General features: G+C 65.5%; 14 protein-coding genes. 7 read left to right on the forward strand and 7 right to left on the reverse strand.

Annotation, left to right across the window (positions count from 1 at the left end):
* Positions 1-109 precede the first annotated feature (109 nt).
* From leuC to CO675_RS18460, 6 genes are read left to right on the forward strand one after another with little or no spacing between them, the layout of a single operon-like run.
* The gene (leuC, locus tag CO675_RS18435) at positions 110-1513 is read left to right on the forward strand and encodes a 3-isopropylmalate dehydratase large subunit (RefSeq protein WP_097673295.1); all 1404 of its coding nucleotides are present in this window, start codon (positions 110-112) and stop codon (positions 1511-1513) included.
* A gap of 1 nt (position 1514) precedes the next feature.
* The gene (gene leuD / locus CO675_RS18440; protein WP_097673296.1) at positions 1515-2165 is read left to right on the forward strand and encodes a 3-isopropylmalate dehydratase small subunit; all 651 of its coding nucleotides are present in this window, start codon (positions 1515-1517) and stop codon (positions 2163-2165) included.
* Positions 2162-3295 (forward strand): 3-isopropylmalate dehydrogenase, encoded by a 1134-nt coding sequence (leuB, locus tag CO675_RS18445; RefSeq protein ID WP_097673297.1) that lies wholly within the window; start codon positions 2162-2164, stop codon positions 3293-3295. The genes leuD and leuB overlap by 4 nt, the downstream gene beginning before the upstream one ends.
* Positions 3295-4356 carry an ABC transporter substrate-binding protein gene (locus tag CO675_RS18450; protein WP_097673298.1) on the forward strand — a complete coding sequence of 354 codons (1062 nt, stop codon included), beginning with the start codon at positions 3295-3297 and terminating at the stop codon, positions 4354-4356. The genes leuB and CO675_RS18450 overlap by 1 nt, the downstream gene beginning before the upstream one ends.
* On the forward strand, positions 4353-5186 hold the full coding sequence (locus CO675_RS18455; protein ID WP_198964648.1) for an ABC transporter ATP-binding protein: 834 nt from the start codon (positions 4353-4355) through the stop codon (positions 5184-5186). The genes CO675_RS18450 and CO675_RS18455 overlap by 4 nt, the downstream gene beginning before the upstream one ends.
* On the forward strand, positions 5183-6055 hold the full coding sequence (locus CO675_RS18460; protein WP_097673299.1) for an ABC transporter permease: 873 nt from the start codon (positions 5183-5185) through the stop codon (positions 6053-6055). The genes CO675_RS18455 and CO675_RS18460 overlap by 4 nt, the downstream gene beginning before the upstream one ends.
* A gap of 59 nt (positions 6056-6114) precedes the next feature.
* Here CO675_RS18460 and CO675_RS18465 read toward each other — a convergent pair whose 3' ends face one another.
* On the reverse strand, positions 6115-6321 hold the full coding sequence (locus CO675_RS18465) for a hypothetical protein (protein ID WP_097673300.1): 207 nt from the start codon (positions 6319-6321) through the stop codon (positions 6115-6117).
* Between the two features lie 218 nt (positions 6322-6539).
* Between CO675_RS18465 and CO675_RS18470 the strand changes: the two genes are divergently transcribed.
* A complete protein-coding gene (locus CO675_RS18470; RefSeq protein WP_097673301.1) occupies positions 6540-6797 on the forward strand; it encodes a hypothetical protein in 258 nt (85 codons plus the stop codon).
* A gap of 99 nt (positions 6798-6896) precedes the next feature.
* Here CO675_RS18470 and garD read toward each other — a convergent pair whose 3' ends face one another.
* The 6 genes from garD to CO675_RS18500 all read right to left on the reverse strand — a co-directional run bounded on the left by garD (position 6897) and on the right by CO675_RS18500 (position 14824).
* The gene (gene garD, locus CO675_RS18475; protein ID WP_097673302.1) at positions 6897-8438 is read right to left on the reverse strand and encodes a galactarate dehydratase; all 1542 of its coding nucleotides are present in this window, start codon (positions 8436-8438) and stop codon (positions 6897-6899) included.
* A 73-nt stretch (positions 8439-8511) separates the two neighbouring features.
* On the reverse strand, positions 8512-9960 hold the full coding sequence (locus tag CO675_RS18480; RefSeq protein ID WP_097673303.1) for an aldehyde dehydrogenase family protein: 1449 nt from the start codon (positions 9958-9960) through the stop codon (positions 8512-8514).
* A 17-nt stretch (positions 9961-9977) separates the two neighbouring features.
* Complete coding sequence (gene gudD, locus CO675_RS18485; RefSeq protein WP_097673304.1) at positions 9978-11333, reverse strand: glucarate dehydratase; 1356 nt, start codon at positions 11331-11333, stop codon at positions 9978-9980.
* A gap of 32 nt (positions 11334-11365) precedes the next feature.
* Positions 11366-12307 (reverse strand): 5-dehydro-4-deoxyglucarate dehydratase, encoded by a 942-nt coding sequence (kdgD, locus tag CO675_RS18490; protein ID WP_097673305.1) that lies wholly within the window; start codon positions 12305-12307, stop codon positions 11366-11368.
* Between the two features lie 126 nt (positions 12308-12433).
* Positions 12434-13339, reverse strand: coding sequence for a LysR family transcriptional regulator (locus tag CO675_RS18495; RefSeq protein ID WP_097673306.1), 906 nt, complete (start codon positions 13337-13339; stop codon positions 12434-12436).
* A 147-nt stretch (positions 13340-13486) separates the two neighbouring features.
* On the reverse strand, positions 13487-14824 hold the full coding sequence (locus tag CO675_RS18500) for an MFS transporter (RefSeq protein ID WP_097673307.1): 1338 nt from the start codon (positions 14822-14824) through the stop codon (positions 13487-13489).

Below are 14824 nucleotides of genomic sequence, written 5' to 3' on the forward strand. Positions count from 1 at the left end.
ATCACATATGTGATGTTAGGGCAAAACTGCTTCACTTGACGACAACTTTGGCACAGATTGGCGCCCAACAAGACCAAGCCATGAAAACGCAGAGAGCAGGGGAAGGCGGATGCCCGGCCGAAGTTTGCTCGAGAAGATCTGGGATCAGCACGTCATTGCTCGTTTGAGCGAGGACACTGACCTTCTTCATATCGACCGCCATCTGCTGCACGATCTCGGCGGCTCGCGCGGCCTGCTCGATCTCAAGAGCCGCGGCCTTAAGGTTCACAATCCCGAACTGACATTCGCGACGCCCGATCACGCGCTGTCGACGGCGCCCGGCCGCGCCGGAACCAGCAAGATCGGACAGGAATTGCTCGCCGCGCTGCGGGTCGAGACGGCGGCGAGCGGCATCACGTTGTTCGATGTCGACCAGCCCGGCCAGGGCATCGTCCACGTCATCGGGCCGGAGCTCGGCTTGAGCCTGCCGGGCGCGACGATCGTCTGCGGCGACAGCCACACCTGCACCCATGGCGGCCTAGGGGCACTCGCTTTCGGCATCGGGTCGAGCGAGCTCACCCACGTGCTGGCGACACAGGCGCTGATCCAGAAGCGTCCGAAGACGCTGCGAGCGCGCTTCGAGGGCAAGCTGCCGCTCGGCGTCACTGCCAAGGACATGATCCTCGCACTGATCGGGCATATCGGCGCCGCCGGCGGTACCGGCTATGCGGTCGAATATGCCGGCAGTGCGATCCGCGCGTTGCCGATCGAGGGACGGCTGACGATCTGCAACCTCTCGATCGAGCTCGGCGCCAAGATGGGCATGGTGGCGCCCGACGAGACGACGTTCGAATTCCTGCGCGGCCGTCCCTATGCGCCGCAGGGCGAGATGTGGGATCGCGCAGTCAAGGCGTGGCGCGAATTGCCGAGCGATCCCGACGCGGTGTTCGACCGCGAGGTCGTGATCGACGTCGAAAAGATCATCCCGCAGGTGACCTGGGGCATCAGCCCCGAGCACGTTGTCGGCGTCGATGGCGTCATTCCCGATCCGAAGTCGGTCGACGATCCCTTGCGGCGCGCCGCGATCGAGACCGCGCTTGAGTATATGGGCCTGCAGGGAGGTGCGCCGATCGCCGGCACGCCGGTTGATTGGGTGTTCATCGGCTCCTGCACCAACAGCCGGCTCAGCGATCTGCGCGCCGCAGCCGAGGTCGCGCGCGGCCGCAAGGTCGCGCCCGGGGTCCGCGCCTGGGTGGTGCCGGGCTCGGAGAACGTCAAGCGCGAGGCGGTTGCCGAAGGGCTCGACAAGATCTTCATCGATGCCGGATTCGAATGGCGCGAGCCCGGCTGCTCGATGTGCCTTGCCGCCAACGGCGAGGTGGTGGCGCCCGGGCAGCGTTCGGTCTCGACCTCGAACCGCAATTTCGTCGGCCGGCAGGGGCCGCGGGCACGGACGCATCTGGCGAGCCCCGCGAGTGCGGCGGCCTCGGCCATTGCCGGCGCGATCGCCGATGTCAGGATGATGGGGCGCTAAGATGCCGAAACCGTTCGACAAGCTCACCGCGACCGCTGCGCCGATCATGCGCGCCAATATCGACACCGACGTGATCATCCGGATCGAGCGCCTGGTCGGCAACGGGGTCCGTGGCACGCTCGGCAAATGGGCGTTCGGCTCGCTGCGCTATCTGGCCGACGGCTCGGAGAATCCGGATTTCATCCTCAACCGCGAGCCGTACCGGGAGGCAGAGATACTGGTTACGGGGCCGAATTTCGGCTGCGGCTCGTCGCGCGAGGGCGCGGTGTGGTCGCTGCAGGAGCGCGGCATCCGCGCCGTCATCGGCTCCAGCTTCGGCGACATCTTCTTCGCCAACTGTTTCCAGAACGGCATCCTGCCCGTCGTCGTCGACAAGGCGGTGGTGGATCAGCTTGCCGCCGACATCGAGGCGACGCAGGGCGCCGGCAAGGTCTCGATAGACCTCGAGGCACAGACCATCGTCTCGCCGTCGGGCGCGCGGCATTCGTTCGAGATCGACCCGCGGCGGCGCGAAGGGCTGTTGAAGGGGCTCGACGAGGTAGCGCTGACATTGCAGCGCGACGACGAGATCCACGCCTTCCAGGCTGCCGACCGCACGACGCGGCCCTGGATTCATTTTCAGAAGACACCCGCTTCAAGGACACCGGCATGAGCACGCAATCGAACATGGTCAAGGTCGCCGTCGTCGGCGGCGAGGGTATCGGCCCCGAAGTCACCGCGCAGTCGCGCCGCGTGCTGGAGTGGTTCGCAGCCAAACGGAACGTGCCGATGACCCTGCGCGAGGCGCAATACGGCCTGATTCCGTATCTCGCCACCGGCAAGGTGCTGCCCGAGGACACCGCGCAGGCGATGGACGAGGCCGACGCCATCCTGTGGGGCGCGACCGGTGGGCCCGAGACGACCGAAGTGCCGGCGGCGGCGCGCAAGGCCGGCAGCCTCTTGGGGCTGCGCAGCAAATACGATCTCTACGCCAATCTGCGGCCGATCGTGGCGAGCCCGGCGCTGTCGGCGTCGGCGCCGCTAAAGCCCGAGGTGCTCGACGGTGTCGACTTCGTCATCATCCGCGAATTGACCAGCGGCATCTATTTCGGCGAGCCGCGCGGCATCGAGACCTTGCCGGACGGCCAGCGCCGCGGCTTCAACACCGAGCAATACACCACCAACCAGATCCGCCGCGTAGCGCGTTCGGCGTTCGAGCTGGCGCGGACCCGGCGCAACAAGGTCTGCTCGGTCGACAAGGCCAATGTGCTGGAGACCAGCGTGGTCTGGCGCGAGGAGGTGATCAGGCTGCACAAGGAGGAGTTCTCCGACGTCGAACTGACCCATCTCTATGTCGACAACGCCGCGATGCAGATCGTGCGCGAGCCGCGGCAGTTCGACGTGATGGTGACCGGCAACATCTTCGGCGACATCCTGTCCGACTGCGCGGCGATGGCCTCGGGCTCGCTGGGCATGCTGCCGTCGGCCTCGCTCGGTCCGGTCGATCGCTTCGGCCGGCGCAAGGCGCTGTATGAGCCGGTGCACGGCAGCGCGCCCGATATCGCGGGCAAGGGTATCGCCAATCCGCTCGGATCGATCCTCAGCGTCGCGATGCTGCTCCGCCTGACGCTGAACCGCCCCGAGGATGCCGACCTGCTGGAAAAGGCGGTGCAGAGTGCGCTTGCCTCCGGCGCACGAACGGCCGACATTGCGGAAGCGGGTGCGAAGAAGCTGTCGACCGTCCAGATGGGCGATGCGGTGCTCAGCGCGCTGGACAAGATCTCGGCCAAGGAGCACGCGTGATGCCTGATGTCGCCATGCCCCACATTTCGCGGCGGTCGGCCCTGACGGTAATCGCCGCGGGTGGCGCGGCGATGGCGACGGCGCGGGCATGGGCGCAGGCCGCGACGGGGCGCGCGATCTATCCGGTCGCGGTGCCGGTCTATCAGACGCAATTCGTCGCGGACCGGATCGGCTACTTCAAGGAAGCCGGGCTCGACTGCAAGCTGGTGCAGGGCGGCAGTGGCGTGAAGACTCGCGAGATCATCGCCTCGTCGCAGGGCGACATCGGGATCGGCGACGTCACCCATCCGATGCAGCTCACCAATCACGGCCGCGCCGCGCGTGTGCTGCTGCCGGTCGACACGCGGTCGAACTCGGTGATGTTCATCCTGCGCAAGGATCTGAAGGACCAGGGCGTCAACTCGCTGGAGGCCTTCACGCAATGGAAGCGGCCCGACGGCCGCAAGCCGATCGTCTCGGTCTCCTCGCTCGGCGGCACCAACCATGTCTGGGCGTCCTACTACATGGAAACCATGGGGCTCGACGACAAGGTGACCTGGATCGGCACCGGCAATGTCGACACCATGCTGGGATCGCTGAAGTCAAAGCAGGTCGATATTCTGGTGTCTTCGCTGTCGCTGCTCAACGAAGCGCAGCAGCAGGGCTGGGGCGAGTTGCTGTTCGACGGCACCGACGAGGCGATCTGGAACAAGCATATCGGCGGCAAGGTGCCTGTGACCGCGCATTTCACGTTGCAGGCGACCATCGACAAGGATCCGGCCAAGATGCAGGCCTATGTCACCGCGCTGTGGCGCGCCTCGCAATGGATCAAGGCGCACAAGCCGACCGAGGTCTACGACGCCATCGAGCCCTATGTCGGCAGCACCTCGCGCGACGCCAACCTGCTCGAGATCACTGCGATCCAGAAGGTCGCAGACTATGAGGGCTCGGTCGATGCGGCGAGCTTCGCGCGAGGCGAGAAAGTCTGGTTCCGCGAGATGACCGGCATCAAGCCGCTCAAGATCGCCGACGTGGTCAACTCCAATCTCATCGACGCGGCGCGAAAGGCCTATCCGGGTTGAGCGCGCTCGAGACGAGCGTAACCGTGTCGCCGCGCGCCTCGGCCGATCGTCGCGTCGAGGTCAGGGGCCTGAGCAAGTCGTTTCAGCTTGCGAAGACGACGATCGAGGCCGTGCGCGACGTCAGCTTCGACGTCCGCCGCGGCGAGTTCGTCGCGCTGCTCGGGCCGTCGGGCTCCGGCAAGAGTACCGTGCTCAACATGATCGCCTCGCTGATCCGCCCGACCGGCGGCGAGATCCTGATCGACGGTAAGCGCGTCGTCCCCGGCAAGGCGACGCCTGATGTCGGCTATGTGTTCCAGCGCGACACGCTGTTTCCGTGGCGAACCGTCGGCGACAATATCGGCTACGGGCTGGAGCTATCGGGCGTGCCGGCGCACGAGCGGAAAGAGCGCATCGTGCAATGCGTCGCGCAGGCCGGACTGAAGGGATTTGAGAACGCCTATCCGTCGGCGCTGTCCGGCGGCATGCGGCAGCGCGCGGCGCTGATGCGGACACTGATCGTCGAGCCGCAGATCCTCCTGATGGACGAGCCGTTCGGCGCGCTCGACACCCACACCAAGATCGACATGCACGAGGTGCTGCTGCGGATCTGGGAGCGCGAGCAGCAGACCGTGCTGTTCGTGACCCACGATCTCGGCGAGGCGTTGACCTTGGCCGACCGCATCATCCTGTTCTCGGCGCGGCCGGGCCGCATCAAGGACATGTTCGAGGTCGACTTCACGCGCCCGCGCGATGCGGTGAAGGTGCGCGAGACCCCGCGCTATGCTGAGCTGTTCCAGCACATCTGGCACTCGCTCGGCGAAGAATTCGTCAAGGGCCGCAGCGCATGAGACGATATGGCATGCTCGGCACGGTCGGCTGGCAGCTCCTGATCTGCGCGGTCGTGCTGTCAGTCTGGCAATGGGGCTATGATCTCCGCACCAAGCTGCCGTGGCTGGTGCCCGATTTGCTCGACCCGTATTTCATCTCGAAGCCGTCGATGATCTTCGACAACTTCCTGATCCAGAGCTGCCTGACCTCAAAACTCGGCGTCTTCAACGGCTGGTTCAACGGCGACTTCGCAAAATGCCTGGCGCGCAACGAGAACAATCTCTGGGCCGCGACGGCGATCACGCTGAAGAACACCTTCTTCGGTTTCGTCACCGGCGTGGTCTCTGGCTTCGTCGCCGGGCTGATCCTCGGGCGGTCCGATCGTTTGAGCGCGATCTTCCAGCCCTTCATCACCGCGGTGAATTCGATCCCGCGGATCGCGCTGGCGCCGATCATCGTGCTGGCGTTCGGGATCGGCGACATGTCGAAGATCGTGACGTCCTGGATCGTCGTTGTGTTCCTGGTGTTCTTCAACACCTTCGAGGGCGCGCGCTCGATCGATGAAGGCTTTACCAACGCGGCGCGGCTGCTCGGCGCCAGCGAGTGGCAGATCACCCGCACGGTGGTGATCCCCTCGACCATGGCCTGGGTGTTCGCCTCGCTGACGCCGGCGATCTCGTTCGCGTTGATCGGCGTGATCGTCGGCGAGTTCATCGGCGCCGAGCGCGGCATCGGCCGCCTCATCATCGAGTCCGAGGCGCGCGGCGAGGCCTCGGGCATGATGGTCGCGGTCGTGGTCTTGATGCTGGTCGGCGTCGTGCTGTCGGCGCTCATCTGGCGGCTGCAGGCCTATCTGCTGCGCTGGCAGCGGCAGCGCAGCGCCGAATAGAAAGCGGCCCGCGGCGACATTCGATTGTCGCAGCGGGCCATTTCCCGACCTAAGTTGGTTCAGATTCGTGCTGCGGGTTCCGGCGGAGCGGCGATTGCGGTCTCCGACGGCGAGGTCTCGCCGTCGAGCCAATCTTGCTCCTTGGCCAGCGCGCGCCAGGCTGCTTCCATGCGCTTGAATCGGTTGTAGGTCGGCTCGTCGTCGGCGCGCTCGGCGAGCTGCGCGCAGTTCTCCGCATTGTCGAGGAAGTGCTGCGATTGCTTCATGGATTGTCCTCCTGTTGATGAGGACGTGGGCCATCAAATCGGGCTATTCAACGCGTGGAACATGAGCATTTCGCCACACAGGTGAATGTCTGTTCAGCGAGGTTCCCCACGCATTGTTCCCGCATCAGCGCGTGAGCATCTACACCAGGATCGATATAGGAACGCTATGTCGCACCCGACGTTCCTCCCCACATCGCCACGCGAGGAGGAGAGACGTCATGAGAAAGTATCTGTTTGCTGCGGCCATGGTGACCGCGATCGCATCGCCTGCGTTCGCCGATGAAATCGGTGTTCGTGCCGGCCCCGTCGGCGCCGGCGTGACCGTCGGCGAGTCGCATGAATATCGCGACCGCGATCGTGACCGCACCACCGTGATCAGGGAGCGCGAGCCGCGTCACGACCGGACCACGGTCATCAAGAAGCAGGACGAGCTCGGCAATCGCAGCAAGACCGTGATCCATCACGACGACGATTGATGCCGATCAAGCCCAAGAGAAATGAAGAGGACATTGAATGAAAGTCCGCCGCTGACTGCGTCACGGCGGACTTTTCACGTGCAGGTTGGCCTGCGCCGCTCAGGTCACCGGCGCCGGGTTGAACAGCGTGAGATCGTTGTGGATGCCCCAGCGGTCCGACCACGGCTTAGTCCGTCCGCTGGCGACGTCGAGGATCAGGCGGAACAGGTCCCAGCCGGTTTCCTCGATCGTCTTCTCGCCGGTCGCGATGCAGCCGGCGTCGAAATCGATGAGGTCCTTCCAGCGTCGTGCGAGCTCGCTGCGGGTCGCGACCTTGATGACGGGGGCGGCGGCAAGGCCATAGGGCGTGCCGCGGCCGGTGGTGAACACCTGCAAGGTCATGCCGGAGGCGAGCTGCAAGGTGCCGCAGATGAAGTCGCTGGCCGGGGTTGCGGCAAACAGCATGCCCTTCTGCCGCGCTTTCTCGCCCGGCGACAGCACGCCGGTGATCGGACCGGAGCCGGATTTCACGATCGAGCCCAGGGATTTTTCGACGATGTTGGCGAGCCCGCCCTTCTTGTTGCCCGGCGTCGTGTTGGCGCTGCGGTCGGCGCCGCCGCGGGCGAGATAGGCGTCATACCAGGCCATCTCGCGGATCAGCGCGCGGCCGACATCCTCGCTCGCGGCGCGGCGGGTCAGAAGCTGGATCGCGTCGCGCACCTCGGTCACTTCCGAGAACATCACGGTCGCGCCGACGCGAACCAAGAGGTCCGCCGCGAAGCCGACCGCAGGATTTGCGGTGACGCCGGAAAACGCATCGCTGCCGCCGCATTGCAGGCCGATCACGAGATCGGCGGCCGGGCAGGTTTCGCGCGTGCGGGCGTTGAGCACCTTCAGGCGAGCCTCGGCCTGGGTCATGATGGCGTCGACGATGGCGCCGAAGCCGTCAAAAGCCTCGTCCTGCATCCGCACGATGGCGTCGCTGACGCCTTCCGGCACTAGCCGCTCCGGCGCGAGCTTCTCGCAGCCGAGGCCAATGACCAGGATCTCGCCGCCGAAATTCGGATTCAGCGCGAGGTTCTGCAGGGTGCGGATCGGCACCACGGCATCGGGCGCCGTGATCGCGACGCCGCAGCCATAGGCGTGGGTCAGCGGCACGACGTCGTCGACATTGGGATATTTCGGCAACAGCTCGGCGCGGATGCGCTTGACGGCATATTCCATCGTGCCCTTGACGCATTGCACGGACGAGGAGATGCCGAGGATGTTCTTGGTGCCGACCGAGCCGTCGGGATTGCGAAAGCCCTCGAAGGTGAAGCCTTCGAGCGGCGGCAGCGCGGGCGGCACCGCGGTTGCGATCTCGAGCTGATCGAGCGGCGGCGCGTCGGGCATGCAGATACGCGCCTCGTCGACCCATTCGCCGGCCAGGATCGGCGACAGCGCGTGGCCGATCACCTCGCCGTAACGGATGATCGGCGCACCCTCGGCGATGTCTTGCAGCGCGGTCTTGTGGCCCTGCGGCACGAAGGCGCGCAGCGTCAGGCCGCAGGCGAAATGCGAGCCGGCGGGCAGGCCGAAATCATTCACGACGATCGCGACATTGTCGCGCGCGTTGAGCTTGATGTAGCGGGGCTGCTCCTGCGCGCCGATCGACTGGTCCATGACGCTCTCCTCTTGGCCTGGCTTCACCTCCCCCGCAAGCGGGAGAGGGGGCGCACTTCCCGTGCAAAGCATATCACCCCGGGAACGTGTAAGCCGTCTTCACCGTGGTGTAGAACTCGCGGGCATAGGCGCCCTGTTCGCGCGCGCCGTAGCTCGAGCCTTTGCGTCCGCCGAACGGCACGTGATAGTCGACGCCGGCGGTCGGCAGATTGACCATCACCATGCCGGCCTCGCTGTTGCGCTTGTAATGCGAGGCGTATTTCAGGCTTGACGTGCAGATGCCCGAGGCGAGGCCGAACTCGGTGTCGTTGGAGATCGCCAGCGCCTCCTCGTAGTCCTTGGCGCGGATCACGCAGGCGACCGGGCCAAAAATCTCCTCGCGGGCGATGCGCATCTGGTTGGTCGCCTCGGTGAACAGCGCCGGCTGCAGATAGAAGCCGGGGGTCTCACGGTTCAACAGCTCGCCGCCCCAATGCAGGCGGGCGCCTTCGTCCTGGCCGATCTTGATGTAGCGCAGGTCCTGGTCGAGCTGGCTCTGGTCGACCACAGGGCCGACATGCACGCCGCTCTTCAGCGCGTCATCCACCGAAAGCCCCTTCATGCGCTCGGTCATCGCGGCGACGAAACGGTCGTGAATGCCCGCGGTGACGATCATGCGCGAAGACGCCGTGCAGCGCTGGCCGGTCGAGAAATAGGCGCCGTTGACCGCGACCTCGACCGCGACCTTGACGTCGGCATCGTCGAGCACGACCAGCGGATTCTTGCCGCCCATCTCGAGCTGGAACTTCTTCATCGGATTGGAGAGCACGCAGGCCTGCGCGATCTTGCGGCCGGTCTGCACCGAGCCCGTGAACGAGATCGCGGCAACATCAGGATGATCGAGCAGGGTCTGGCCGACCACCGAGCCCGAACCGACCACGAGGTTGAACACCCCGGCCGGAATGCCGGAGCGCGCGATGATCTCGGACAGCGCGTGCGCGGAGCCCGGCACCAGCTCGGCCGGCTTGAACACTACCGTGTTGCCGTAGCAGAGCGCGGGCGCGATCTTCCAGGCCGGGATTGCGATCGGGAAATTCCAGGGTGTGATCATGCCGATGACGCCGACCGGCTCGCGGGTGATCTCGACATCGAGGCCGGGGCGCACCGATGCTCCCTTCTCGCCCATCAGCCGCAGCGCCTCGCCGGCGAAGAACGCAAAGATCTGCCCGGCGCGCGCCACCTCGCCGATGCCTTCGGGGAGCGTCTTGCCTTCCTCGCGCGCCAGCAGGCGGCCGAGCTCTTCCTTGCGGGCGAGGATTTCGACGGAGATCTTGGTCAGCGCGTCAAAGCGCTCCTGCGGCGTCGAGCGCGCCCAGGCGGGGAAGGCGGCTTTCGCCGCGGCGATTGCCTTTTCAGTCTGCGCCTTGTCGGCCTTGGCGTATTCGCCGACCACGTCCTTGGTGTTGGAGGGGTTGATGTCCCGCGTAATGCCCGTTCCGTCGATCCATTCGCCGGCGATGAAGTTCTTCTGGTGAGCGGTCATGTTTCCAACCTTTCTTGTTAGCGCACGAGGCAGGGACGCTTGTCGTCGAAGGTCCAGCCCGGGATCAGGAACTGCATGGCCAGCGCGTCGTCGCGGGCGCCGAGGCCATGTTGCTTGTATAGCGCGTTCGCCGCCTCGATGGCACCGCGATCGAGCTCGATGCCGAGACCCGGCCGGTCCGGGATCGCGATCTTGCCGCCCTTGATCTGCAGCGGATCCCTGGTCAACGCCTGGCCGTCCTGCCAGATCCAGTGGGTGTCGATCGCGGTCACCTTGCCGGGTGCGGCGGCACCGACATGGGTGAACATCGCCAGCGAAATGTCGAAATGGTTGTTGGAGTGCGAGCCCCAGGTCAGGCCGTTGTCGCGGCAGGTCTGCGCCACCCGCACTGACCCTTGCATGGTCCAGAAATGTGGATCGGCCAACGGAATGTCGACCGCCCCGAGCCGCAGCGCGTGGCTGAGCTGGCGCCAGTCGGTCGCGATCATGTTGGTCGCGGTCGGTAGCCCCGTGGCGCGGCGGAACTCGGCCATGATCTCGCGGCCGGAGAAACCGGCCTCCGCGCCGCAGGGATCCTCGGCATAGGCCAGCACGCCATGCATGTTGCCGCAGAGACGGATCGCTTCATCCAGCGACCAGGCGCCGTTCGGGTCGAGCGTGACGCGCGCGTCCGGAAAGCGCTTTGCAATTGCGGTGACGGCCTCGATCTCCTCTTCGCCCTTGAGCACACCGCCCTTGAGCTTGAAGTCGGCGAAGCCGTAATGCGCCTGCGTCGCCTCGGCGAGGCGCACGATCGCTTCCGGCGTCATCGCAACCTGATGGCGCAGGTTGAACCAATCCGGCTTGCGGGTCTCGCCCTCGACGTAAGGCAGGCTGGTCTTGCTGCGGTCGCCGACGAAGAAGAGATAGCCGAGCGTTTCGACGCTCGCACGCTGCTGGCCTTCGCCGAGCAAGGCTGCGACCGGGAGATCGAGATGCTGGCCGAGCAGATCGAGCAGCGCGGATTCCACCGCGGTCACTGCATGGATGGTGACGCGCAGGTCAAAGGTCTGCTTGCCGCGGCCGCCGGCGTCGCGGTCGGCGAAGGTCTGGCGCATCGACGCCAGGATGTTGTTGCAAGCGCCGATGGTTTGGCCGACGACGAGGTCGCGGGCGTCCTCCAGCGTCTTGCGGATCTTCTCGCCGCCCGGCACCTCGCCGACGCCGGTGTGGCCGGAGTTGTCGGTGAGGACGACGAGGTTGCGGGTGAAGAACGGCGCATGCGCGCCGCTCAGATTGAGGAGCATGCCGTCGCGGCCGGCGACCGGGATCACCTCCATCGCCGTGACGACAGGGGCGCCGGCAAAGCCGGTGCGGATCGCGTCTTGAATCATCTGCTCCTCCCTTTGTCTTTTTGCCGTTCGGTCTATTCTGCCGCCTGTTGCGCGGCGGCCTGCGGCAGCTTTGCCACCAGTGCCGCGAGCTCGGCGATCTCCTGCTCGGAGAGATCAGTCAGCGGCGGGCGCACCGGACCGGAGTCGCGGCCGATCACCTTCATGCCGGCCTTGATGATCGACACTGCGTAGCCCTTCTTGCGATTGCGTATCGCGATCAGCGGCAGGATGAAATCCTTCAGGCCTGCATGGATGGTCTGATGATCGCGCCGACGTACCGCGGCGTAGAACCTGGTGGCGAATTCCGGCACGAAGTTGAACACCGCCGACGAATACGTCGTGACACCCATGTCGAGATAGGGCAGCGCAAAGGTTTCCGCGGTCGGCAGGCCGCCGATATAGGTCAGGCGGTCGCCGAGCCTGGTGTAGACGCGGGTCATCAGCTCGATGTCGCCGATGCCGTCCTTGTAGCCGACGAGGTTCGGGCAGCGCTCGCAGAGCCGCGCCAGCGTGTCGGGTTGCAGGATCGCATTGTCGCGGTTGTAGACGATGACGCCGATCTTCACCGACGAACACACCGCTTCGACATGGGCGGCGAGACCGTCCTGCTCGGCATGGGTGAGATAGGGCGGCAGCAGCAAGAGGCCGTCGGCGCCGGCCTTCTCGGCGCCAACAGCGATCTCGCGCGCGATTGCGGTGCCGTAGCCGGTGCCGGCCAGCACGGGCACCCGGCCCTTGGTCTCTTCGACCGCGATCTTCACGACATGCGGAACTTCAGCCGGCGTGAGCGAGAAGAACTCGCCGGTGCCGCCGGCGGCGAACAGGCCGGCGACGTCATAGCCGCACAGCCAGTCCATGTTGGCACGATAGGTCGCCTCGTCGAATGAATAGTCCGGCTTGAACGGGGTCACGGGAAAAGACAGGAGGCCGCCGCCGATTCTCGCGGCCATCTCCCGAGGGGTCATCTTGCTCATGGCGCCACTCCTTGAATGATGTTGGATAAGGGATGCGCGAGCAGCGCGCGTCCATGGCCGAATTTTTAGGGAATGCTTCGATGCGCGTCCAAGCCAAACGCGGTATCGAGCGATGCTAACTCTGCATCAATCGCCGCGCAGATGCGGGGCGGCGATTTCGGTGGCGATCTCGATCAAGGACGGCAGCAACTGGTTCTCGTGATCGCGCCGCCATACCATGAACAGCTCGACCGGCACCGGCGTGCGCAGCTTCAGCGGCTTCAGCCGGACGTCCGCGATCTTCAGGCTGGCGGCGGCCTCCGGCACGATCGCAACGCCGAGCCCGGCCCGCACCATGGCGAGAATCGAATGAATCTGGCTGAGGTGCTGCACATAGCGCGGCAGCACGTCGGCGCGCGTGAACAGCGATACCAGGAGATCGTGGAAGTAGCGCGCCTCATAGGGCGAATACATCACGAAGGGCTGGTCGTCGAAATCCTTGATGCTGACGGTGTCGGCCGTGGCCAGCGGATGCTTCTTCGGGATCGCGGCCAGCAGAGGCTCGGCGACGACGCGCCGGCTGGCGAATTCCGGCCGCGCGATCGGCGGGCGCAGCAGGCCGGCATCGATCTGGCCGGTGGTGAGCGCCTCGAACTGATCGCCGGAGACCATCTCCTTCAGGGAAAAATCGACCTCGGGCAGGCGGGAGCGGGCGGCTGCGATCAGATCGGGCAGGAAGCCGTAGGCGGCCGCGGCCGTGAAGCCGATCTTGAGCGAGCCGGTCTTGCCGAGCGCGATGCGGCGGGCGACCTGCGAAGCGGATTCCGCGAGCTTGAGGATGCGCCGCGCCTCGGGCAGGAAGCTGCGTCCCGCCGGGGTCAGCCGCACCGAACGGCTGGTGCGCTCCAGCAGCGGCGCGTCGATGATGTGCTCGAGAACCTGGATCTGCCGGCTCAGCGGCGGCTGCGTCATGTTGAGCCGCGCCGCGGCGCGGCCGAAGTGCAGTTCCTCGGCCACCGTGACGAAACAGCGGAGCTGGTTCAGGTCGAACATCGATGCTAGCCTGGAATGGATCGGTCGAGGATTTGTACGTTCTAGCATCGATGCCTCCCACTGGCCAAGAAGACAAAAGCAGACAACCAAGAAGACTAAGACGGCGGCCGAAGCCGCCGTTGATCTGTTGCTGCTGTTGCGGCCCGCTCAGGCCGCCTTCAGCTGCACCCGCTTGATCTCGCCGACGATGAACAGATAGGCGATCGCTGCGACCAGCGCGTTGGCGCCGACGAACACCAGCGCGCCGTTGAACGAGCCGGTGGCGGCGAGGATGTAGCCGATGATGATCGGCGTCGTGATCGAGGACAGATTGCCGAAGGTGTTGAACAAGCCGCCGGAGACGCCGCTGGCTTCCTTCGGCGAGGTGTCGGAGACGACGGCCCAGCCGAGCGCGCCGATGCCCTTGCCGAAGAAGGCGAGCGCCATGAAGCCGACCACCAGGGCCTGGCTGTCCACGTAGTTGCAGGCGATGATCACCATCGACAGCAGCATGCCGCCGACGATCGGAATCTTGCGCGCCATCGTCAGCGAGCCGGTGCGGCGCAGCAGGTAATCCGAGATCACGCCGCCGAGCACGCCGCCGACGAAGCCGCACAGCGCCGGCAAGGTCGCGACGAAACCGGCCTGCAGGATCGAGAGCCCGCGTTCCTTCACCAGGTAGACCGGGAACCAGGTCAGGAAGAAGTAGGTCAGCGTGTTGATGCAGTACTGGCCGATATAGACGCCGAGCATCATGCGGTTGGCGAGCAGCTGGCGGATATGGTCCCAGCCGGGGCCGCTGTCCTGCGTCTTGCCGGCCTTCGCCGCGTCCATGTCGACCAGCGCACCGCCCTGCTTGATGTAGTCGAATTCGGCCTCGTTGATCCCAGGATGGTCCTTCGGCTCGTAGATCGTCTTGATCCAGGCGATGCCCATCACGATGCCGAGCCCGCCCATCACGTAGAACACGTGGCGCCAGCCGTACTCGTGCGCGATCCAGCCCATCAGCGGCGCGAAGATCACGGTTGCGAAATACTGTCCGGAATTGAAGAACGCCGATGCGGTGCCGCGCTCATAGCCGGGGAACCAGGCCGCGACGATGCGGGCATTGGCCGGGAACGACGGTGCTTCGGCAAAGCCGACCAGGAAGCGCAGCCCGAACAGCAGCACCACGGCCGCGCCCGCGGAGAGGAACCCGACCAGGCCCTGCATCGCGGTGAAGATCGACCAGACGATGATGCTGATCGCATAGACCCATTTGGAGCCGTAGCGGTCGAGCAGCCAGCCGCACGGCACCTGCGCGATCACATAGGACCAGCCGAACGCCGAGAATACGTAACCCATCGCGACGGGGTCGAGATGCAGTTCCTTGGAGAGGGCAGGGCCGGCGATCGAGAGCGTGGCGCGATCGGCATAGTTCACGGTGGTGACGAGAAACAGCATCGTCACGATCAACAGCCGGACGCGGGATCGCCGCGCGTCCGTGGCGGACACTATTGCGCTCAT

The organism is Bradyrhizobium sp. C9, assembly GCF_002532045.1.
Lineage (GTDB): Bacteria > Pseudomonadota > Alphaproteobacteria > Rhizobiales > Xanthobacteraceae > Bradyrhizobium.